Source organism: Streptomyces asoensis (genome assembly GCF_016860545.1).
Classification (GTDB): domain Bacteria; phylum Actinomycetota; class Actinomycetes; order Streptomycetales; family Streptomycetaceae; genus Streptomyces; species Streptomyces asoensis.
The window spans coordinates 1,008,812-1,029,558 of sequence record NZ_BNEB01000003.1; the positions used below are offsets into that span (position 1 = coordinate 1,008,812).

At 72.5% G+C, this 20,747-nt stretch carries 19 protein-coding genes; 7 read left to right on the plus strand and 12 right to left on the minus strand.

Annotated features, from left to right (window positions below):
- Positions 1–422 precede the first annotated feature (422 nt).
- Complete coding sequence (locus Saso_RS17185) at positions 423–611, plus strand: hypothetical protein (protein WP_189921237.1); 189 nt, start codon at positions 423–425, stop codon at positions 609–611.
- Positions 612–697: 86 nt separating this feature from the next.
- On the opposite strand, the gene Saso_RS17190 is transcribed toward Saso_RS17185, so the two are convergent.
- On the minus strand, positions 698–1,459 hold the full coding sequence (locus Saso_RS17190) for a phosphoglyceromutase (protein WP_189921240.1): 762 nt from the start codon (positions 1,457–1,459) through the stop codon (positions 698–700).
- Positions 1,460–1,622: 163 nt separating this feature from the next.
- Between Saso_RS17190 and Saso_RS17195 the strand changes: the two genes are divergently transcribed.
- Positions 1,623–2,930: an MDR family MFS transporter gene (locus Saso_RS17195; RefSeq protein WP_189921242.1), complete on the plus strand. Its 1,308-nt coding sequence runs from the start codon at positions 1,623–1,625 to the stop codon at positions 2,928–2,930.
- Between the two features lie 61 nt (positions 2,931–2,991).
- Here Saso_RS17195 and Saso_RS17200 read toward each other — a convergent pair whose 3' ends face one another.
- Positions 2,992–3,444, minus strand: coding sequence for a DUF2000 domain-containing protein (locus Saso_RS17200; RefSeq protein WP_189921463.1), 453 nt, complete (start codon positions 3,442–3,444; stop codon positions 2,992–2,994).
- Between the two features lie 196 nt (positions 3,445–3,640).
- On the opposite strand from Saso_RS17200, the gene Saso_RS17205 reads away from it, so the two are divergent.
- Positions 3,641–4,450, plus strand: a complete 810-nt coding sequence (locus tag Saso_RS17205) for a helix-turn-helix transcriptional regulator (protein WP_189921244.1) — start codon at positions 3,641–3,643, stop codon at positions 4,448–4,450.
- On the opposite strand, the gene Saso_RS17210 is transcribed toward Saso_RS17205, so the two are convergent.
- Both Saso_RS17210 and mshA read right to left on the minus strand, forming a co-directional pair.
- Positions 4,451–4,999: a type III secretion system chaperone family protein gene (locus Saso_RS17210; protein ID WP_189921246.1), complete on the minus strand. Its 549-nt coding sequence runs from the start codon at positions 4,997–4,999 to the stop codon at positions 4,451–4,453. It lies immediately after the preceding gene.
- Complete coding sequence (gene mshA / locus Saso_RS17215) at positions 4,992–6,329, minus strand: D-inositol-3-phosphate glycosyltransferase (protein ID WP_189921247.1); 1,338 nt, start codon at positions 6,327–6,329, stop codon at positions 4,992–4,994. Before mshA ends, Saso_RS17210 begins: the two co-directional genes overlap by 8 nt.
- A gap of 343 nt (positions 6,330–6,672) precedes the next feature.
- On the opposite strand from mshA, the gene Saso_RS17220 reads away from it, so the two are divergent.
- The 3 genes from Saso_RS17220 (at position 6,673) to Saso_RS17230 (ending at position 10,645) form a co-directional block, all read left to right on the plus strand.
- Positions 6,673–7,491, plus strand: a complete 819-nt coding sequence (locus Saso_RS17220; protein WP_189921249.1) for a class I SAM-dependent methyltransferase — start codon at positions 6,673–6,675, stop codon at positions 7,489–7,491.
- Between the two features lie 240 nt (positions 7,492–7,731).
- Positions 7,732–8,823 (plus strand): C40 family peptidase, encoded by a 1,092-nt coding sequence (locus Saso_RS17225; RefSeq protein ID WP_189921251.1) that lies wholly within the window; start codon positions 7,732–7,734, stop codon positions 8,821–8,823.
- A 316-nt stretch (positions 8,824–9,139) separates the two neighbouring features.
- Positions 9,140–10,645 carry a PP2C family protein-serine/threonine phosphatase gene (locus tag Saso_RS17230; RefSeq protein ID WP_189921253.1) on the plus strand — a complete coding sequence of 502 codons (1,506 nt, stop codon included), beginning with the start codon at positions 9,140–9,142 and terminating at the stop codon, positions 10,643–10,645.
- A 92-nt stretch (positions 10,646–10,737) separates the two neighbouring features.
- Here the strand turns inward: Saso_RS17230 and Saso_RS17235 are convergent, their stop codons facing one another.
- From Saso_RS17235 to Saso_RS17260, 6 genes are all read right to left on the minus strand, one after another.
- Positions 10,738–11,082, minus strand: coding sequence for a DUF2516 family protein (locus tag Saso_RS17235; protein ID WP_189921465.1), 345 nt, complete (start codon positions 11,080–11,082; stop codon positions 10,738–10,740).
- Positions 11,083–11,245: 163 nt separating this feature from the next.
- Positions 11,246–11,920 carry a hypothetical protein gene (locus Saso_RS17240; protein ID WP_189921255.1) on the minus strand — a complete coding sequence of 225 codons (675 nt, stop codon included), beginning with the start codon at positions 11,918–11,920 and terminating at the stop codon, positions 11,246–11,248.
- Between the two features lie 150 nt (positions 11,921–12,070).
- Positions 12,071–12,511, minus strand: coding sequence for a helix-turn-helix domain-containing protein (locus tag Saso_RS17245; RefSeq protein WP_189921257.1), 441 nt, complete (start codon positions 12,509–12,511; stop codon positions 12,071–12,073).
- A 62-nt stretch (positions 12,512–12,573) separates the two neighbouring features.
- On the minus strand, positions 12,574–13,083 hold the full coding sequence (locus Saso_RS17250; protein WP_189921259.1) for a GNAT family N-acetyltransferase: 510 nt from the start codon (positions 13,081–13,083) through the stop codon (positions 12,574–12,576).
- Positions 13,084–13,151: 68 nt separating this feature from the next.
- Positions 13,152–15,299: a HelD family protein gene (locus tag Saso_RS17255; RefSeq protein ID WP_189921261.1), complete on the minus strand. Its 2,148-nt coding sequence runs from the start codon at positions 15,297–15,299 to the stop codon at positions 13,152–13,154.
- A 104-nt stretch (positions 15,300–15,403) separates the two neighbouring features.
- Positions 15,404–16,033: a TetR/AcrR family transcriptional regulator gene (locus Saso_RS17260; RefSeq protein WP_189921263.1), complete on the minus strand. Its 630-nt coding sequence runs from the start codon at positions 16,031–16,033 to the stop codon at positions 15,404–15,406.
- Between the two features lie 132 nt (positions 16,034–16,165).
- Between Saso_RS17260 and Saso_RS17265 the strand changes: the two genes are divergently transcribed.
- Positions 16,166–17,164 (plus strand): zinc-binding dehydrogenase, encoded by a 999-nt coding sequence (locus Saso_RS17265; protein WP_189921265.1) that lies wholly within the window; start codon positions 16,166–16,168, stop codon positions 17,162–17,164.
- Positions 17,165–17,434: 270 nt separating this feature from the next.
- On the opposite strand, the gene Saso_RS17270 is transcribed toward Saso_RS17265, so the two are convergent.
- A complete protein-coding gene (locus Saso_RS17270) occupies positions 17,435–19,651 on the minus strand; it encodes an aminoglycoside phosphotransferase family protein (protein WP_229901227.1) in 2,217 nt (738 codons plus the stop codon).
- Positions 19,652–19,854: 203 nt separating this feature from the next.
- Positions 19,855–20,736 (minus strand): GntR family transcriptional regulator, encoded by an 882-nt coding sequence (locus Saso_RS17275; RefSeq protein WP_189921267.1) that lies wholly within the window; start codon positions 20,734–20,736, stop codon positions 19,855–19,857.
- Positions 20,737–20,747: the final 11 nt, after the last annotated feature.

The following is a 20,747-nucleotide window of genomic DNA, read 5'->3' on the forward strand; positions in this document are numbered from 1 at the left end:
CATCCACATTAAGCGATTCATTTGCGCGACACCAAAACATGCGCCGCAATCCCGCATCACCAAATGCACGTACCAAATCCGCTCGCTTTCAGAATCACCAATACTGAATCCTCTGCGCAAAACGGTAGTCAAGTTTGACGGCACGGCGCCTCACCTCGTCAAAGCTGACTACCTGCTGCCTCATGGCCCGGATCCGTAACAGATCCCTGAAGCCATAGCCAAGATGCGCCCCCCAGGGCAGGGAAAGATCAACACCCGAGACCCCCCGTCTAATAGGGTAGATATAGCGGCTGAGCTGAGCCTTTGGAATTAAAGGAGACGCCGGGGTAGTGTCCGGCTACCCGAATAACGGAGAGGCCGCCCGGGCATGGGCGACCTCTCCTCTCCATGGGCACATTCGATACCCCTACCAAAGGAGACTCATGAACCACGTGGAGAGGTCCATCGTGCCACGCCGCAGCCTGCGCATCGAGCTCACCCCCAGAGCACTGCCTTTCGGACTCATCGGCGTGAGTGAGGCTGCATCAGGGCTGTGGGCCGGGTTTCACCCCGCCCTCTCACTGTCGATGGCCTTCCTGGTGTCCGTCCGGGTGACCGTCCGTCTCATCTAGCTTCGACGGCCCAGGGGCGGCCCAGCCCCACCAAAAAGCCCCCGACCTGCCAAGAAGGCGCAGGTCGGGGGCTTACCGGTGTCGCGTTACTTCTTCTTGCCCTGGTTCTTCACCGCTTCGATCGCTGCTGCGGCTGCTTCCGGGTCGAGGTAGGTGCCGCCCGGGGTCAGGGGCTTGAAGTCCGCGTCGAGTTCGTAGGCGAGCGGGATGCCCGTCGGGATGTTCAGGCCCGCGATGTCGGCGTCGGAGATGCCGTCCAGGTGCTTGACCAGGGCGCGGAGCGAGTTGCCGTGGGCGGCGACCAGGACCGTGCGGCCGGACAGGAGGTCCGGGACGATGCCGTCGTACCAGTACGGGAGCATGCGGACGACGACGTCCTTGAGGCACTCCGTGCGCGGGCGCAGCTCCGGGGGGATGGAGGCGTAGCGCGGGTCGGCGGCCTGGGAGAACTCGGAGTCGTCCGACAGCGGCGGGGGCGGGGTGTCGTAGGAGCGGCGCCAGAGCATGAACTGCTCCTCGCCGAACTCCGCGAGGGTCTGGGCCTTGTCCTTGCCCTGGAGGGCACCGTAGTGCCGCTCGTTCAGGCGCCAGGAGCGGTGGACCGGGATCCAGTGGCGGTCGGCGGATTCGAGGGCCAACTGGGCCGTGCGGATCGCGCGCTTCTGGAGGGACGTGTGGACCACGTCGGGGAGGAGGTCGGCATCCTTCAGGAGTTCGCCACCGCGGACCGCCTCCTTCTCGCCCTTCTCGTTGAGGTTGACGTCCACCCAGCCGGTGAACAGGTTCTTCGCGTTCCACTCGCTCTCGCCGTGACGGAGGAGGATCAGCTTGTACGGTGCGTCGGCCATGCGTATGAGCGTAATCCACCGCTCCGATCCGTTGTGCGCCCGCTCGTACAGCGGACAGCCCCGCTGACGGTTGACGGGATCTGTTAATCGAGTGGCCTCCCGCGCGCCTTCTCTCGTAAGTTCTGAGAGCCGCCTGAGCCACTTACATCCCGGGGGATCCGCCATGTCCGTCGCCGTCCTGAGACGTGCCGTCCGCGAGACCCTCTCCGGGCTGCCCCGCGAGTTCTGGTGGCTGTGGACCAGCACCCTCGTGAACCGGCTCGGCGCCTTCGTCGCCACCTTCATGGCGCTGTACCTGACCCTCGACCGCGGCTACTCCGCCTCCTACGCCGGACTCGTCGCCTCCCTGCTCGGGCTGGGCGGGGTCGTCTCGTCGCTCGGCGGCGGGGTCATGGCGGACCGGCTGGGACGGCGGCCCACGCTGCTGGTCGCGCAGACCGCGACCGCCGCCTCGGTGGCGCTGCTGGGCTTCGTCGAGCATCCCGTCGCGATCGCCGGCGTCGCCTTCCTCGTCGGGCTGGCCTCCAACGCCTCCCGGCCGGCCGTGCAGGCGATGATGGCCGACATCGTGCGGCCCGAGGACCGGGTCCGTGCCTTCTCGCTGAACTACTGGGCCATCAACCTCGGCTTCGCCGTCTCCTCCATGGCCGCCGGGTTCATCGCCGAGGTCAGCTACCGGGCCGGGTTCCTCCTCGAGTCGGGGATGACCCTCGTGTGCGCGGTCGTCGTCTTCCTCAAGCTGCCCGAGTCGCGGCCGGTACGGGAGGAGAAGTCTGTACGAGAGGACAGCGTCGGGCTGGGGACCGTGCTGCGCGACGGGCGGTTCATGGGCGTCGTCGGACTGTCGTTCCTCGTCGCGCTCGTCTTCCAGCAGGGGTCGGTCGGACTGCCCGTGGCGATGGGCGCCGCCGGGTTCACGCCCGCCGACTACGGCATGGCGATCGCCGTCAACGGCGTGCTGATCGTCGCGCTCCAGATCCCGGTCACGCGGTTCATCGAGCACCGGGACCCCCGGCGGCTGCTGGTCGTCTCCTCGGTGCTCGCCGGGTACGGGTTCGGGCTCACCGCGTTCGCCGGGTCGGTCGGCGTCTTCGCGCTCACCGTCTGCGTGTGGACCCTGGCGGAGATCGTCAACGCGCCGACCCAGACCGGGCTCGTCGTCCGCCTCTCCCCCACCCATGGACGCGGGCGCTACCAGGGCATGTACACGCTCTCCTGGGCCCTGGCCTCCCTGATCGCCCCGGTGATGTCCGGTTCCGTCATCGACCGGTTCGGGGCGGAGTGGCTGTGGGGGATGTGCGCGGCGGTCGGCACGGCCGCCGGGATCTGGTACGCCGTGCTGATGCGTCGGCTGCCCTCGCCCGGCGAGCCCGCGCCCACGCCCGCGCCCACGCCCACGCCCGGGGAGTCCTCCTCCCAGGGTCGTACGCTCGCCGCGCCCGAACCGGCGGCGGAGGGCAGCGCCGCCTGACGTCCGGCGGGCGCCCACCGCGACGCCGTCCGCTTTCCGGCGCCCGTCCGCACCCCGCCGGTTACGGGTGCATGCGGGCGCCCTTCAGTACCTTGTCCACCGCGTTCTTCGGTCCGTAGACCGCCAGGCCGACGAGGTCCAGGTCGGCCGTGCGCACGGCGCGCACCGCCGCGCGGTTGTCCCGGTCGTTGCCGGTGGCGAACAGGTCGCCGGTGAACACCGCGCGCGGGAGGGACCGGGAGAGCACGCGCGCGTGGGCGGCTGTGAGCGTCTCCTTCGTGCCCTCGAAGACCAGGACCGGCTGGCGGAACATCGACAGACAACGCACGCCGTCGCCGTCCTCGTACGGCTCCCCGATCACCTCGGGGAACGCCGACCCGAGGCCGCTGACCAGGAACGCGGTGACGTTCAGCCGCTGCCAGGTGGCCAGGTCCTCGCGCAGCAGTACGGCGATCTTCGTGTCGAAGCGGACGGGTCCGGCGCCCGGGGCCGGGGCGGTCGCCGTGGCCGCGATCGCCGTGGCCGCGGTCGCGGTCGCCGTGGGAGCGGCGGTCGTCGTGGGAGCGGCGGTCGTCGTGGCGGGGGCCGGCGTGCCGGTGCTCGTCGTGCCGGTGCTCGTCGTGCCGATGGTCGTCGTGCCGGTGTTCGTGCTCGTGGTCATACGGTGAGACTGCCGATCGCGGTCCGACCTGGTCTTGTACGTTCTTTGCATGGCAGCCCGGCAGGAAGTCTCCGCCTGGCGCCCGGCCGTCCCGGGCGTCGTCGAGGTCTTCCACGCCCACTTCACCGAGTACGCGTACCCGATGCACGTCCACGAGGCGTGGACGCTGCTGATCGTGGACGACGGCGCCGTACGGTACGACCTCGACCGGCACGAGCACGGCACCCCGCACGACACGGTGTCCCTGCTGCCGCCGCACGTACCGCACAACGGCTCGCCCGCCACCTCGGGCGGCTTCCGCAAGCGGGTCCTGTACCTCGACGCCGGCGTGCTCGGCGAGGACCTGATCGGGGCCGCCGTCGACGCGCCCGACCTGCGCGATCCCGTGCTGCGCCGAAGAGTGGGCCGGCTGCACCGCGCGCTCGCGCGACCCGGCGACGAGCTGGAGGCCGACAGCCGGCTGACGCTGATCGGCGAACGGCTGCGGGAGCATCTGCGCACGGGACGGGACACCGCTCCCGCGCGCCGTGACCCCGTCCTCGCGGGCCGCCTGCGGGAGCTGCTCGACGCACGCGTGGTCGAGGGCCTGACGCTGGACGAGGCCGCCGGGGTCGTCCAGGCCCATCCGGCGCATCTGGTACGGGCGTTCAGCGCGGCGTACGGCATCGCCCCGCACCAGTACCTCACCGCGCGCCGCGTCGACCTGGCCCGCCGTCTGCTGCTCGACGGGCGGCCACCGGGTGAGGTCGCGGCAGCGGCCGGCTTCTACGACCAGGCCCATCTGACGCGGCATTTCCGCAAGTTGGTGGGGGTAACCCCGGGGCGGTACGGGGACGGCCGGAACCCCTCCGCCCGCTGATCAGTCCGCCGGGCTCGCCGGATCGGCCGGGGCGGTCCGGTCCGCCGGGGGCGTGGAGCGCTGCGTCAGGTGCGCGAACGCGTCCAGGTTGCGGGTCGGTTCGCCCCGGGAGACCCGCCACTCGTACTCCCGGCGGATGGCGCTCGCGAAGCCCAGTTCCAGCAGGGTGTTGAAGGCGCCGTCGGAGGCTTCCAGGACCTGGCCCATGAGGCGGTCGAGCTCGTCGGCGGTGACCGTGGCGAGGGGAAGGCGGGCGGTGACGTAGACGTCGCCGAGCTGGTCGACGGCATAACCGACGCCGTACAGCTTGAGGTTGCGCTCCAGGAGCCAGCGGTGGACGCCGGGCTCGTTCTCGTCGGGGTGACGGATGACGAAGGCGTTCAGGGAGAGGGAGTGGCGGCCCGCGATGAGGGAGACGGTCGTCTTGAGTTTGCGGGTGCCGGGGAGCTGGACCACGTAGGTGCCGGGGGCCGGGCTCTCCCACTCCAGCTCGGCGTCGTCCAGGAACCCCTCGATGACCTGTGCGGCCGTCTTCTCCACGTCACCCATGCTCGGAGCGTACGCGACGGCGGTGGGCCTGGGTCGCGGCCGCGTAGACGTCCGCGGTGGCGGCGGCCGCCGTGTCCCAGCCGAAGCTCTGGGCGTGCGCGGTGGCGGCGGCGCCCATCCGGGCGGGGAGGTCGGGGCCGTCGGCGAAACGCTCCAGCACGCGCGCGTACGCGGCCGGGTCGTGCCCCCGCACGAGGAAGCCCGTCTCGCCGTCCCGCACGGCCACCGGCAGGCCGCCGACGGAGGCCGCGAGGACCGGGGTGCCGGCCGCCTGCGCCTCTATCGCGACGAGCCCGAAGGACTCGCTGTAGGAGGGCACGACCAGCAGCGACGCCGCGCGGAACCAGTCCGCGAGCTGGTCCTGGCCGACCGGCGGCCTGAAGCGCACGACGTCCGCGATGCCCAGCCGCGCGGCCAGCTTCTGCAAGCCTTCCGGCTTGGCGAGGCCGCTGCCGCTGGGGCCGCCGACGACCGGGACGACGATGCGGGAGCGCAGCTCGGGGCGCTCGTCGAGCAGGACGGCGACCGCGCGCAGGAGGACGTCGGGGGCCTTCAGGGGCTGGATGCGGCCCGCGAAGAGCGGGACCAGGGCGTCCTGGGGCAGGTCGAGGCGGGCGCGGGCGGCGGCCCGGCCGTCCGCCGGGGTGAAGCGGTCGAGGTTGACGCCCGGGTGCACCACGGCGACCTTGCCGCGGCCGGCGTCGTAGTGCCGAACGAGTTCGTCCGCCTCCTCCGCCGTGTTGGCGATGAGTCGGTCGGCGGCGGAGACGATCTGCGTCTCGCCGATCACCCGGGCGGCGGGCTCGGGGGTGTCGCCGTCGGCCAGGTTGGCGTTCTTGACCTTCGCCATGGTGTGCATGGCGTGCACCAGGGGGGCGCCCCAGCGCTGGGCGGCCAGCCAGCCGACGTGGCCGGAGAGCCAGTAGTGGCTGTGCACGAGGTCGTAGTAACCGGGGCGGTGGCCGGCCCATGCCTGCATCACGCCGTGCGTGAACGCGCACAGCTGGGCGGGCAGGTCCTCCTTGGCGAGGCCCTCGTAGGGGCCGGCGTCGACATGCCGGACCAGGACCCCGGGCGCGAGCTCGACGGTCGGCGGGAGGCCGCCGGTCGTGGCGCGCGTGAAGATCTCGACCTCGATGTTGATCGCGGCGAGCCGCTGCGCGAGTTCGACGATGTAGACGTTCATGCCGCCCGCGTCGCCGGTGCCGGGCTGGTGGAGCGGAGAGGTGTGCACGGAGAGCATCGCGACGCGGCGGGGGCGGCGGTGGAGCCTGAGCCGCGAGGGTGCCGCCGAAGAGCGACGCCCGAGCCTGTTGGCGTACTGGCTCACGGGGCGTTCCTCCTTGCTGCGGGCATGCCGGAAAGAGGGTGTGGGGCCCTCCAAGGGGGTGCAACACCGGAGGAAGTCGTTCCCATTCCTGGCGGCTTTCGGAAAGAAACGGTTTTTGCTCAGTCATTACCGCGCATCGCTCAACCGTTCGAGCCGGGTGTGCGTTGCGTGCGGGCGCGTGAGCCCGCCTCGTCCGGCGCCGGGACGCCTCTTCCGGCCCCCGGCCCCGCCTGCCCCGGTCCCAAGCCCCGCCCCCCTCCGGTCCCGGCCCCCGCCTCCCCTCCGCCCTCGGTCCGGGCCGCTCCGGGAGGGGCGACGAAGGGGCCGCATTACCCTCGTACCCATGACATCCCGCGCTCCCGCCCGCCCCGTGGGCACGGTCACGCGCGGGACCACGAACCCCAACCGGCTGCGCCGCATGGACCGCTGGATCGCCGCGACCCACGGCCCCGAACTGCGGCGCGCCGACGATCCGCTCGCCGTCGACCTCGGGTACGGCGCCGCGCCCTGGACGGCCGTCGAGCTGCTGCGCAGGCTGCGTTGCGTCGCGCCACGCGCGCGTGTCGTCGGCGTCGAGATCGAACCGGCCCGGGTGGCGGCCGCCCGGCCCTACGAGCGCGACGGACTCGTCTTCCGGCACGGCGGCTTCGAGATCCCGGTGCCCGGCAGGCCGCACCTGGTGCGCGCCGCCAACGTGCTGCGGCAGTACGACGAGGACCAGGTAGCGGCCGTGTGGGAGCGCCTGTGCGCGCGGCTCGCGCCGGCCGATCCGGCGACCGGGTCCCGCGGCGGACTGCTCGTCGAGGGGACCTGCGACGAGATCGGACGCCGTCACGTGTGGGTCGCGCTCGGCCCCGGCGGCCCGCGCACGGTCACCTTCGCGACGCGGCTGGGCTCGCTGGAACGGCCCTCGGACCTGGCGGAGCGGCTGCCCAAGGCGCTGATCCACCGCAACGTGCCGGGTGAGCCGGTGCACGCCTTCCTGCGCGACTTCGACCGGGCCTGGGCGGCCGCCGCGCCCTACGCGTCGTACGGCGCGCGTCAGCGCTGGATGCGCGCGGTGCGCGACCTGACGGCCGACTGGCCCGTGACGGACGGCCCGGTGCGGTGGCGGCAGGGAGAAGTCACGGTGCGGTGGGAGGCGTTGGCGCCCCGCGCCTGACCCGGACGCCGAACTCCCGCCCCGGGACGCCCCGGCGGACGCCGGGAACGATCTGCGTGAGTCGTTCGTCACACTGGCGGGGAGATCGTCATGGGCGGGTGGGGAAGAGGGGAAGGACCGTCTCGGCCGAGGAGCGCTCCGCCGTTCCTTCGCCGCCTCTGTAGTTTTCGGCCGTGACGTGGCACGATCCCCCGGGCACCGTAAGTTACTGACGGTTAATCAGGGGTTGGGGGACGGGGTATGGGTACGGGCAAGCACGGCCTGCTCGCGGCTGCTGTGGCGGTGGTCTGCGCGGTCACCGTGCTCGGCGCACCCGGCGCCGCGTTCGCCGCTCCGGGCCCCACACCGTCACCGACGGCCGGGGCGACGACCCCGCCGCTGCCCTCCACCGCGTCCGACAAGGACCTCGAGGCGGTCCGCACCAAGCTCGAAGCGCTGTACCACGACGCCGCGGTGGCCACCGACGCCTACAACGCGGCCGAGGAAGCGGCGAAGAAGCAGTCCGCGGAGATCGTCGAGCTGGCCAGGAAGATCGTCGCGGGCCAGGCGAAACTGGACGACCTCAAGAACCGCGCGGGCGCCGCGGCCCGCGCCCAGTACCGCACCGGCGGCCTGCCGGACGAGGCGCAGTTGATGCTGAGCGACGACCCGTCGGAGTTCCTGGACGGAGCGGGACGGGTGCGCCAGGGCGAGCGCGCCACCAAGGGCCTGATCGGCGAACTCAGCCGCACCCAGCAGGACTTGGTGCAGTACTCCAAGGACGCCTCCGCCCAGTGGAAGAAGCTGGAGGCGGGCCGCAAGACCAAGGCGGCCGCCCAGAAGCGGATCGAGAAGCAGATCTCGGCGGCCGAGAAACTCCGCTCCCAGCTGGAGAAGAAGGAGAAGGAGCGCCTTGAGCAGCTCGAGGCGAAGGTCGCACAGGAGGCGCAGACCGCCTGGCTGGGGACCGGCGTCCTCGACGAGATCAACAGCGCCGCGTCCGTACAGGGCAAGCAGGCCGTGCAGTTCGCCACCGCGCAGATCGGCAAGCCGTACGTGTGGGGCGCGGAGGGCCCGAAGGCCTTCGACTGCTCCGGACTGACCTCGGAGGCCTGGCGGAGCGCGGGCCGGCCGATCCCGCGCACGTCGCAGGAGCAGTGGAAGCAACTGCCGCACATCGCCATCGAGGACATGCGTCCCGGCGACCTGATCATCTACTTCGACGACGCGAGCCATGTCGCGCTGTACGTGGGCGACGGCTCGATCATCCACGCCCCGCGTCCCGGCCGCACGGTCACGCTCGCGGGGGCGGGTTCGATGCCGATACTCGGGGTGGTCCGGCCGGACGCGTGAGGTCCGGCTGCCGCCGGATACCGGGACGCCAGGACGCCGGGACGCCTCCCACGGACACCGCGGGTGACCGCCACCACGTGACCCAGGGCACCCGGCCCCGCCGGCAAACGCCGTGCCGACGTGACGTTCGTCATCCCCGCGCCACACCCACGGTGCCCAAATGCGGTACAGAACGCGGCATATGACAGTGGCCAGAGATCAAGACCCCTGTCTCACACCATTCCGCTGCGGCGCCTTCTGCCGCTATGGTCCCCGTCGGTGGGTCGAGGTCCCTCGTCCCCGCCATGCCCTCGGGGGGAGGGAAGGAACCAGGACGATGCCCGTACCCGTACCGCGGCAGAGAGCGATCCCGGCCGTGGAAAGTGGTCAGGCGCAGGCCGCGCCCACAGCAGGCGGCCCCTCCGAAGAGGAAACCGTTCGCAACGAGGCGACGAAGGCCGAGAACCGCACCACGCACGACGACGACAACCCGCGCGGCACCGCGCTCGACGCCACGCCCGCCGACGGCGTCCACCCCGAGGTCGCCACCACCGGTGTGAGCACCACTGGCGTGAACACGACCGGTGCGAGCACCACCGGCGTCAGCACGGCCGTGGTGAACACCACCGGCGTCAGCACCACCGGCGTGGCCACCGCCGCCCACACGACACTCACCCTGCTGCTGATCGAGGACGACCCCACGGCCGCGCCGATCGTGCACGACCTGCTCGACGCGGACGGCAGGCCGATCCGGGTGCGCACCGCCCGCAACCTCACCGAGGCCGAGCGGCTGCTGACCCATGACGTCCACTGCATCCTGCTGGACCTCGCACTGCCCGCCCCCGGCAGGGCGGGCGAGTCCGACGACGAGCTCGCGGTCCTGCGGCACGTGCTCCGGCTCGCCCCCCGGCACGCCGTGCTCGCGCTCACCGCGTCCGGCGACGCCGGGCGGGGCGCCGAGGCGGTGCGCGTGGGCGCCCAGGACTACCTCTACAAGGACGAACTGGACGGCCGGCTGCTCAGCCGCGCGATCCGGTACGCGGTGGAGAGGAAACGTTCCGACACGGCCGAGCGGCGGCTCGCGGAGGGCAAGCTGCGCGCGCAGGAGAACGCCCGCCTGGAGCGCGGCCTGCTGCCCACCCCTCTCCTGGAGGGTTCCCCGCTGCGCTTCGCCGCCCGTTACCGCCCCGGCCGTTCGCGCGCGCTGCTCGGCGGCGACTTCTACGACATCGTCCGGACGCCCGACGGCACCGTGCACGCGATGATCGGCGACGTCTGCGGGCACGGCCCGGACGAGGCGGCGCTCGGCGTGGAACTGCGCATCGCCTGGCGGGCGCTGACGCTGGCCGGTCTGTGCGGGGACGAACTGCTGAACACGCTCCAGCAGGTGCTGGAACACGAGCGCGACGACGACGAGATCTTCGCGACGCTGTGCACGGTGGACATCGCACCCGACGGCCGCCGGGCGGGCCTCTGCCTGGCCGGGCACCCGGCACCGCTGATCGCCCGCCCCGACCGGCCCGCGCGCCTGCTGCCGTACGAGAACAACGGCCCCGCGCTGGGTCTGCTGCCGGGCGCCCGCTGGCCGCGGATGCAGGTCGAGCTGGGCGCCGAGTGGAGCCTGATGCTCTACACCGACGGCCTGATCGAGGGACGGATCGGCGAGGGCCGGGAGCGGCTGGGCCAGGACGGCATGGTGGAGATGATCCGGCGCCAGCTCTCCGAGGGGCTGAGCGGCGAGGCGTTGCTGCGGGCCGCGGTCAACGAGGTGCGCGAACTCAACGGGGGCGAGCTCACGGACGACGTGGCGGTGGTCCTGCTGGACCGGGTCGCGACCCGGTAACCACCGCGGCAGGGCCCGGCAACAGAGCCGCCCCGCGCCCCTGGACGGGGGCGGCGGGGCGGAAGTGTCGGGGCTACGACCCGGGCGGCGGGCTACCGGCCGCCGTTGTACGGGCCGTACGGGCCGTCGCTGCTGCTGCCGCCGCGCCTGCGGCCCCAGCCGCCGCCTCCGCCCACCGCGCGCAGGGCGGGCCGTACGTCCACGAAGAAGACGATCGTGGCGACCAGTCCCGCGAGCTGGAGGAAGAGCATCGGCACCAGGAGGTTCACCGCCACCGCGATGCCCAGGATGATCAGCCAGAAGCCCTTGTTCTGCTTGTCGGCGGCCCGGTAGGCGTCGTCGCGGAACAGAGCGGCCATCACCAGCGCCACCACGGCGAGGACCAGCATGGCGAGGTAGAGCAGCCACAGCAGCCCGGCGAAGCCTTGGATCAGCACAACGTCCACCACCCGACTCGACGCGATTCGACTCGCTCGTCCTTACGCGGTCACCGTACCCGCAACCGCACTCCCGCTACCCGTACAACGGGCCGGGCACTCCCCGAGTGCCCGGCCCGTGACCGTATGTCCCCGTCCGCCGTGTCCGTTCCGGCCGGCGGTCTCACTTCGCCGGAGGCGTGGTCTTCTTCACCGCGGTGGGCTTGCGGACCGGAGCCTTCTTCGCGACGGGCTTCTTCACCGCGGCGGGCTCGGCCTGGGCGGCGGCCGGAGCGGGCTTCGGCTCCTCCTTGACCACGACCGGGGCCGCGGGCCGGGGCTTGGGCGCCGCGTCGGGCTCGACCGCGATGGCGAGCTCCTCGATCTCCTCGGCGGCCTCGCCGCGCCAGGTCCGCACGGCCTGCTCGCCGTGCTCGGCGACCTTCTCGTACGTCTCACGGGCCTTGACGGCGTACTCGGCGGCGACGCCGACACCGCGCAGCGCGAGGTCCTGGGCGGACTCGCCGAACTTCTTCAGGTCGGCGTCGAGGGTGCTGCCGATCTTCTTGAGGTCGCCGTCGAGGTTGCTGATGAAGCCGGTGACCCTGGCCTGGAGGGTCTCCTGCGCCTCCTTGGCCCGGGCGGTCGCCTCCTTGGCGCGGGCGCCGGCCTTCTCCTGCACGGACTTGGGGTCGGTGTTGCGGACGGCCTCGAAGCGGGCCGGGGCCTCGGTGCGCAGCTGCTCCACCAGACCCGGCACCTTCTTCGCCTGCTGGAGGGCCAGATCGGCGGTGCCCGCGGCGAAGTAGAACGGAGTCGGGTCGCTGAAGGTCTTGCGCAGGTCGTCGGTGATGGCCATGGTGAAGGTCCTCCCGGATTCACGTTCGTCGTGTGGGTCGCGTGTGCCGTATGCGCCACAGGTACCGCGTACGGCGTGTACATCACTTACGTCGTTGTTCGGCTGAGGGTCATGGAGGTTCGCAGCGGGGCGGCCGGTCCCCTGGTCCGGTCAACCGGCCGTCTGCTGCGGACCGGGTTCGTTCTCCTGGTCCTGCGGGCCCGCCGCACCGTCGTCGTCACCGCCGTCGACGAATCCGTTCTCCTTGCGGAAGGACTCGTAGATCTGGAGCAGCACCTGCTTCTGCTGCTCGGTCAGGGTGGGATCGGCGAGGACGGCCGCACGGGTCGCGCCGTCCTTCCGGTGCTCCTGCCCGTCCCGTTCCGCGTCGAGGATGCCGGCGCGCACGTACAGCGTCTCCGCGGAGATCCGCAGGGCCTTGGCGACCTGCTGGAGCACCTCCGCGCTCGGCTTGCGCAGCCCGCGCTCGATCTGGCTCAGGTACGGGTTGGACACCCCGGCGGCATCGGCGAGCTGCCGCAACGACAGCTGCGCGTTGCGCCGCTGCTCGCGCAGGTACTCACCGAGATTGCCGACGTTGAGCGATGCCATGCCTCCACTGTGCACCCACCGCGCTAACTATTGCAAGCAGGTGCTTGCAATAGTGTGTCGCGTCACGGGGCCGGGAGGGTCTCCGCCGCTGCCGGTGAGGCCGCGGCGAGTCTCCTGAGGGGGTCGCCGCTCAGCCGGCAGACCGTCCACTCCTCCAGGAATTCCACGCCGAGGGACCTGTAGAAGCCGATCGTCGGCTCGTTCCAGGCCAGGACCCACCATTCGAAGCGCTCGTAGCCGTGCCGTTCGCAGATCGCCGCCAGGGCGGCCAGCAGCGCCTTGCCGTGTCCCGCGCCCCGGGCCGCGGGCCGCACGTAGAGGTCCTCCAGGTGCATGCCGCGGGTTCCGGTCCAGGTGGAGAAGCGGGGGAACCACAGGGCGAAGCCCGAGACGGCACCCGTCCTGTCGTCCTCGGCGAGGAGCGCGTACGCGGCGGGATGCTCGCCGAACAGCGCCTCGTGAAGCTGGGCCGCGCTCACCCGGGCCTGGTCGGCGGACCGTTCGTAAGCGGCGAGTTCGCCAATCATCGAGCGGATCTCGGCGACGTCGTCCTCGTGGGCGGCACGGATCATGCAGGAGATCCTCGGCGACGCACGGACCCGTGTCCATCGGATTCCACGACGCGCGGGGCTTCCGGGGCTCATGTCTCCCAGGGGAGTGCTTGTTCGTGGACGACGTCCAGGCGGGAGACCGCGCGGGTCAGGACCACGTACAGGCGGTTGAGGCCGCGGGGCTCGGACCGGGCGACGGCCGCCGGTTCCACGGCGACGACGTGGTCGTACTCGAGCCCCTTGGCGAGGGTCGCCGGGACCACCGTGACCCGGGCGGCGGGGTCGTCCGGGCCACGGGCCTCGATGCCGGCGGCGGCCAGGGCGGCGCGGATCCCGTCGAGCTGGTGGTCCGCGGCGATGACACCGACCGAGCCCTCCAGGGGAAGTGCCTCGCGCACTGCGGCGGCGACCGCGGCGCGCAGGCCGCCGTCGGCCGCCCGCCGCACGCGCAGTACGCCGTCCCGGCGCAGGGAGTCGGCGCGGGGGACGTCGGCGTCCAGGAGGTCGAGAACGCGGCCCGCGAGGGCGAGGACGGCGGGCGGGACGCGGAAACCCGTGGTGAGCGGGACGATCGTCGCCTCCGGCTTGCCCAGGTGGGCCAGTTGCGCGGGCCAGGAGACGGCCGCCCACGGGGTGGTGCCCTGCGCCAGGTCGCCGAGGACCGTGAGCGAGCCGAACCGGACCCGGCGGGCGACCGCGCGGCACTCCATCGGGGACAGGTCCTGGGCCTCGTCGACGACGACATGGCCGTACCCCTGGGGATGTGCGAGGAGACCGGCGATCTCGTCGAGGAGCACGAGGTCGGCGGGCGACCAGCGGGCCGACCTGGGCGAGCGGGGCGGGTGCCGCCAGAGCAGGGCCCGCTGCTCGGCCGGGTCCAGGAGGCCGTCCGCCGCCCGCGCCAGCTGCTCCTCGTCCGACAGCAGCCCGGCCAGCAACTCCTCCGGGCGCGCCTTCGGCCACAGCGCCTCCACGCAGGCGCTCACCGGCCGGGACCGTTCGACGCGGCGCGTCCACGCGGCCGGGCGCGGCCCGCTGCCGCGCTCGACCCGTTCCCGGAGGAGGCGCACGATGCGGCTGCGCACGCGCTCGCGTCCGACCTCGTACGGCGGCTCCTCGTCGAGCACGCCGTGGACGATCCTCGCCAGCTCCGCGCCCGGGATCCGCCGGCGGCCGAAGTCGTCGGGCACGGTCAGGTCCTGTGCGCCGTCGGCCCGCACCCGTCCGTACAGCGCGCGGCGCAGCACCTCGGCCGTCCGGGCGTCGTGCTTGACGACGGCGGTGGCGTCGGGGTCGGTGCCGGTCGCCGGACGGCGGGCGATCTCCTCGTGCAGGGTCGACTGGCGTACGCCCGTCTCGCCGAGGGAGGGGAGCACCTCCGCGATGTAGGAGAGGAAGGTCCGGTTGGGGCCGAGGATGAGCAGGCCGGCGCGCTGGATGCGGCGCGGGTGGGTGTAGAGGAGGTAGGCCGCCCGGTGCAGGCCCACGGCGGTCTTGCCGGTCCCGGGCGCGCCCTGTACGCACACCGATCCGGCGAGCTCCGCGCGGACGAGGTCGTCCTGTTCGGGCTGGATGGTCGCGGCGATGTCCCGCATGGGGCCGACCCGGGGCCGTTCGACCTCGCGGGCGACGATCCCGCCGGGCGCCCCGGCCCCGCCGCGGCCGTCGGCACCCTCCCGGTCGGGACCCTCGGCGCCGGGACGCGAGGCGCCGTCCGGGCGTCCGCTCCCGTCGAGGCGCTCGTCCTCCAGGCCGGTGAGATCGGCGGAGTCGCCCCGGCTGCCGGGCGCCCAGCCGAACCGCCGCCGGACGGCGACGCCCTGGGGATCACGGGCGCTCGCCCGGTAGAAGGCGCGGGAGACGGGGGCGCGCCAGTCGACGACGAGGGGCGGCGCGGCCGGGTGCTCGCTGATGCGGAGCCGGCCGATGTGGTGGGCGAGGCCCTCGTGGTCGCCGCCCGTGCCGTGCGCGAAGTCCAGCCGGCCGAAGAACAGGGGGCCCTCGGGCAGTTCGTGCAGGGCCTTGGCGTGACTGCGCAGCCGGTACCCGAGGACCTCGGCGTCGGCGCCGGAGGCGGAGACGTCCTCGCCGGTGACGACCTGGCGGTCGGCGCCTTCGACCATCGCGGCGAGGGCGGCGCGGCAGGCGTCGTGGTGGGCCCGCTCGCGGTGCAGCGCGGTGCCGGGGTCCTCGGGGGCCTTCGGGCCGCCCTCGGCGGCGGTTTCGGGTGCCGTCATACGGCAAGGGTAACCAGAAAACGTTACCGAGTTACATTTTTTACCGAGTATGGCGAGTAATCGAGTAGGGCGGGTACGGGAACGAGGATCGGGTGGCCGCCTCCTCAGCCGAGCCCCGGCAGCCCGGCCTCCAGCGTCGCGAAGGCCCGCTCCGCCGCCGCGCCCGCGTCCCGGCGCACCTCCTCCAGCGGCTCCCCCGCCGCGACCCGCCGCCAGTTCTCCTCCGCGAGGATCCGCCGGACGGCGACGATCTGACCGGCCGCCAGCCGCGCCTCCAGGGCGCCGGGCAGATCGTCGCGGAGGGCGTCGGCGAGGGCCGCCTCCGAGCGCTCCAGATAGCCGTGCAGCCGGGCCACCAGGGACGGGGTGCCGTACAGGAGGTCGTAGAACGCGCGGACGGCCGGGTGGTCGTTGACGCCGGTGACCGGGTCCCCGGCGGCGAGGCCGGCCAGGAAGTGCGCGCGCAGGGCGGGCAGCGGCGCCACCCCCTCCGCACGTCCCGCCGCGACGACCCGCGCCGCCTCCTGCTCGTGGTCCGCGATCCGGTGCAGGACCAGGTCCTCCTTGGCCGGGAAGTACCGGAAGAGGGTCGGCTTGGAGATCTCGGCCGCGGCGGCCACCTCGGCGACGGACACCGCGTCGAAGCCGCGCTCCAGGAACAGCCGGACGGCGATGTCCGACACGGCCTGGTACATCCGCTGCCGCTTGCGCTCGCGCAGCCCCGTCTCGCTCATGGACCGAGCGTACGGGTCCGCCCCCGGCCGCCTCCCGGCCGCACCCGGGCCCGGCACCGCTTGACCTCGACCGCGGTCGAGGTCGAAGACTGCATGCACACGCATCCAACGGCGGCACAGCGGAGGTACGGCATGCGAGCGGCACAGGTGAAGGCGTTCGGCGGACCGGAGGTCCTGACCACGGTGGAGCTGCCGGACCCGGTCCCGGGTCCCGGCGAGATCCTGATCGAGGTCGCCCACACCGACACCCTTCATGTGGAGACCCAGATCCGCGCGGGCCGCGCACGGGCCTGGTTCGACGTCGAACCGCCGTACGTCCCCGGCAGCGGCGTCTGCGGGACCGTGACCGCGGTCGGCGACGGGGTGGACGCCGAGTGGCTCGGCCGCCGGGTGACGTCCTTCGTGGACGGCGGCTACGCCGAACTGGTGACGGCCCCCGTCACGGCGGCGACCCGGGTCCCGGACGGCCTCGGCCTGCGCACCGCCGCCGCCCTCGTCCACGACGGGGTGACCGCCGCCGGCCTGCTGGAACTCACCGCCGTGGGTCCGGGCGACCGCGTCCTGGTCCTCGGCGCCTCGGGCGGCATGGGCACCCTGCTGATCCAGCTGGCCCGCGCCCGGGGCGCCCGGGTGGTGGCCGCGGTGCGCGGAGCCCGCAAGGCCGCGCTGGTGCGGGAGCTGGGGGCGGACGCGGTCGTGGACGTGACGGAGAGCGGCTGGGTGGAACGGGCGCGGGAGGCGTCGGGGGCCGGTGCGGGCGAGGCCGCGACCGGGGGGCAGGAGGCCGGCGCCGACGTCGTACTGGACGGCGTCGGCGGCGAACTCGGCCTCGCCGCCTTCCCGTTGACCGCCGACGGCGGACGCTTCTCCGCGCACGGGGCGCCCACGGGCGGCTTCGCCGAGGTGGACCCGGCGGAGGCGGCACGCCGGGGTGTCACGCTGTTCGGGATCGCCGACGTGCAGTTCGCGCCCGCCGAGGCGCGGCGACTGACCGCGCTGGTGCTGGCCGAGGCGGCCGCGGGACGGCTGAGGCCGGTGATCGGCGCCCGGTTCCCCCTGACCGAGGCCGCGGCGGCACACGCGGCGATCGAGGGCCGGCAACTGGTCGGCAAGGTGCTGCTCTCCCCATGACCCGCCCCCGCTCCCGCTCCCGGGAACCGACCCCACGCCGGCGGCGGACCCGCCGGAACCGGGCCCTCGGCGGCACCGGACCCGCCGGAGCCCGCCCTACGTCGGCGCCCGCACCCCCGGACCAGCGCCCCCACCGGCGCCGGAACTGCGGAAACTGCACCTCCACCGGCGCCGGACCTGCGGAAGCCGGGCCCGCACCCGCCTCGGCGTCGGCCCCGGAGCCACGCTCTCGCCGGTGCCGGGCCTGCGGAAACCTCGCCCTCGGCGGGGTCAGGTTCGTCCGCGGGTCAGGGCTCTTTCGAGGTAGGGGTTGGTGGTTCTGGGGGTCGGGAGGCCGAGGGAGGCGGTGGCCGTGGCCAGCGTCTCGGCGTAGGAGTCCACGGCCCGGCGCACGTTGGGGGCGTCCAGACTGGTCCTGGTCGTCAGACGGACGAGGTCGATGTACGCGGAGCGGATGGTCTCGATCCGGCGGTAGACGGTCCAGTCCTTGTGCCGGTCCCTCGTGTATTTCTTCGGCAGCTTCGCCTCCCACCGCCGGAACATCCGGGTGCGGATCTCCGGCCGGGTGGGCGTCAGGTGCATGTGCCGGACCAGGTCGTAGAGCGGGTCGCCGACCAGGGCCATCTCCCAGTCGATGATGGTCAGCGCCAGCCCGTCGTTGCGGCGCACCAGGTTCCACGGGTTGAGGTCGCCGTGCAGCAGGGCCGGGGTCCGCACGCTCACCCGGTACCCGGACAGGATCTCCCGCAGCCGCCATTCGTCGGGCAGCCCCAGGGTGCGGGCCAGTTGCAGGGACTCCTTCGGCAGGTCCCGGACGAGTCCGATCAGCTGTTCCTTGAGCCACTCGCAGAAGTCGCCGACGCCGACGACCGTGTCGACCGAAGCCGGATCGACGGACGCCGGATCCACCCGGGTCAGCGCGCACAGCTGGTCGACCAGCGCGTCCGCCTCGTGCGGGAGCAGACCGTGCACCGGGTGGCTGGGCGGCTGGTCGATGCGCGTACCGACGTAGGTGTGGATGCTGAAGGCGTCGTCCGGGTAGCTCTCGCCCAGGGCCAGCACCCTCGGCGCCGCCACCGGGACACCCGAGTCCTGGATCGCCCGCAGGACGGTGTGCTCGCTGAGGTGACTCGGTTCGAGCCGGGAGACGTTGGGCAGCCTGCGGCGCACGACCACGGGAGTGGCCAGTCCCTCGACGCAGACCACGGAGTTGAGGTGGGCGGTCCCCTTGAACACCCGGCCCGCCGGAGCGGCTCCCTCGGCCAGCAGCGCCTCGCGCACCGCCGACTCGGGGAAGCGCGGGTTCTCGGGCAGGCGCCGGTCCGGCTGCCAGGCGGAGGCCGTCTTCTCCCAGTGCTGCCCGCTGGCGCCTCCGTCCTGGCGGGACCCCAGCCAGCGGAAGAGCGCCCGCTCGATCTCGGCGTTCCGCGGGACGTCGCCGAGCCGCAGGGGTTCCGCCGCGGTCTCCAGGGCCCTGCGCACCTCCGCGGTGGCCTCGTCCATGCTCTTGCGCATGGACGACTGCTGCAACGACCGCGCGGCCCGCATGACGTCCGGGTAGACGGACTGCGCCCGCTCGAAGGCGATGTAGTGGCGCAGGTCCTTGGCGAGCCCCTTGACCGCGCCGGGCCGGCACTCCTCCATGGCCTTCGCCCACGCGTCGATCACCTCGTCCCACTGGTGGTCCGGGTAGCGCATCCGCACCAGGTGGGTGGCGAGGTCGTGCAGCGGGTCGCCGTAGGTGGCCAGTTCCCAGTCGACGCAGACGAGCGGCGGGTCGCCGTCGTAGGACACGATCAGGTTGTCCCGGTGCAGGTCGGCGTGGAGCAGGCTGTACGGCCGCCGGGTCATCGCGGGCACCCGTTCGGCGAGCCGGAGCAGGGCGTCGTCGGCGATACCCAGCGCCTTGAACAGACCACCGAACTCCTGCCAGTTGGGCTTGCGGATCTGTTCGTCGGCGCACAGGGCCAGGGTCTTCAGGAAGGCCCGGCTGTCGCCGTGGTTCGCGGGCCAGCCTGCGGGCAGCGGCGGCAGTGCCTGCCGGCGCACCCGGGTCATCTGGGCCAGCAGCCCGGCCAGCGCCTTCATCAGCAGGGTGTCGACAGGTTTACCGTTTCCGCAGATCGTGGAGAGCGGTACGCCTTCCACATGGCTGTGGATGGAGTAGTCCGGCGTCTTGATCAGGCAGGCGGGCGCGTGCGGCAGGGCGCTGCGCACGGCGTCCAGGATCGCCGCTTCTTCCTGCCAGGTCCTGATCACCACGGGCAGGGCCTCGGACCGTCTGATGCGCACGATGACCGAGGTGCCCGGGGCGCGGCCCACCACGGGCGCGACGGCCTCCGTCAGCGGCAGCACATAATTGCGATTGTGATGGCCGCTGGATTCCTGGGTCGATTCGGCTGCCCTGACGAAGGCGCGCAGCACCGCGGGAACGTCCTCGGCGGCTCGTTCCCCGAGGTGACGAGGGGGAACAAGGTGGTCGACCACTGGCCGCTCCGGTATTCGCGCTGGGCAGGGTAGGGCAAACGGTAAACGCGCCGCACGACCGGAGTGATGACCGGCTGAGCCGTTCGGTGGTTTTGCCACTCACCCACGTCGGGCCGTAGAGGACCGGCTTGTTCGCCTACTCATACGGATGGACGGGAGCAATTGCTCGCGCGATTGAGGAATGCTAGCGCACCCGGACCCCGCTATTCGGCGAGGAAGTTCCAGACCGAGTCGAACCACGACTGCCAGGTGTCGACGAAGACCGTGCCCGGCGAGTTGGGGTCGGCGTCCTTCACCTGATGGCTGAGGGTGGCGCCGAGACCCAGGACGTCGAGGGCGGTGATCTCCTCGATCTCGCCGTCCGAGCCCACGTCGATCTGCCGCTGGATCACCTCGTACGGGCCGTGCAGCGCCTCGACCCCGTTGAAGAGGTAGAGCTTGAGGGTGGGGGTCAGCGGGGCGTGCCGGATCTGGATGTCGACGGACGGCACGAGTTTCTCGGTCCGCAGGTCCCTCAGCACACCGCGCAGCGACTCCGTGTGCCGGCCGGTGATGTCGTGCAGGCGGTTGCGCAGCCGGTCGTCGTCCTTGTCGTCCTTGACCCGCGGGTAGGGCAGGACCAGTTCCTCGGACGGCAGGATCATCCGCAGCCCGATGTGCTGGGGGGCGATGGAGCGCTGGTGGATCCGCTCCGCCTGCAACCGGATGTGCGCGTCCAGCGACTCCGACGTCAGCGTGTAGACGTCCAGGGTGACCTCCGGCTGCTCGAACGCCTCGCTGAGCAGGGGCCCCAGGGTGGCTCCCTGGAGCTGCCGGGTGGCCTTGGGCGTGGAGGACTGTATGCGCTGCGTCTTGACCACCCGGGACCCGCTGCCCTGACGGGACTCGATCCAGCCCTCGTTGGCGAGTTCCCGCATCACGCGCGAGACGGTGTCCCGGGAGACCCCGAACTCCTCGGCCAGGTCGCGCTGGGACGGCAGGAACGAGCGCAGCGGATACGTCCCGTTCGTCATCCGGGCGCGCAGATCGTCGGCGACCCGGTGGAACTCCCGGCCGCCGCTGTCGGCATTCGTGTGCGTCTCCACAGGGCGACCGT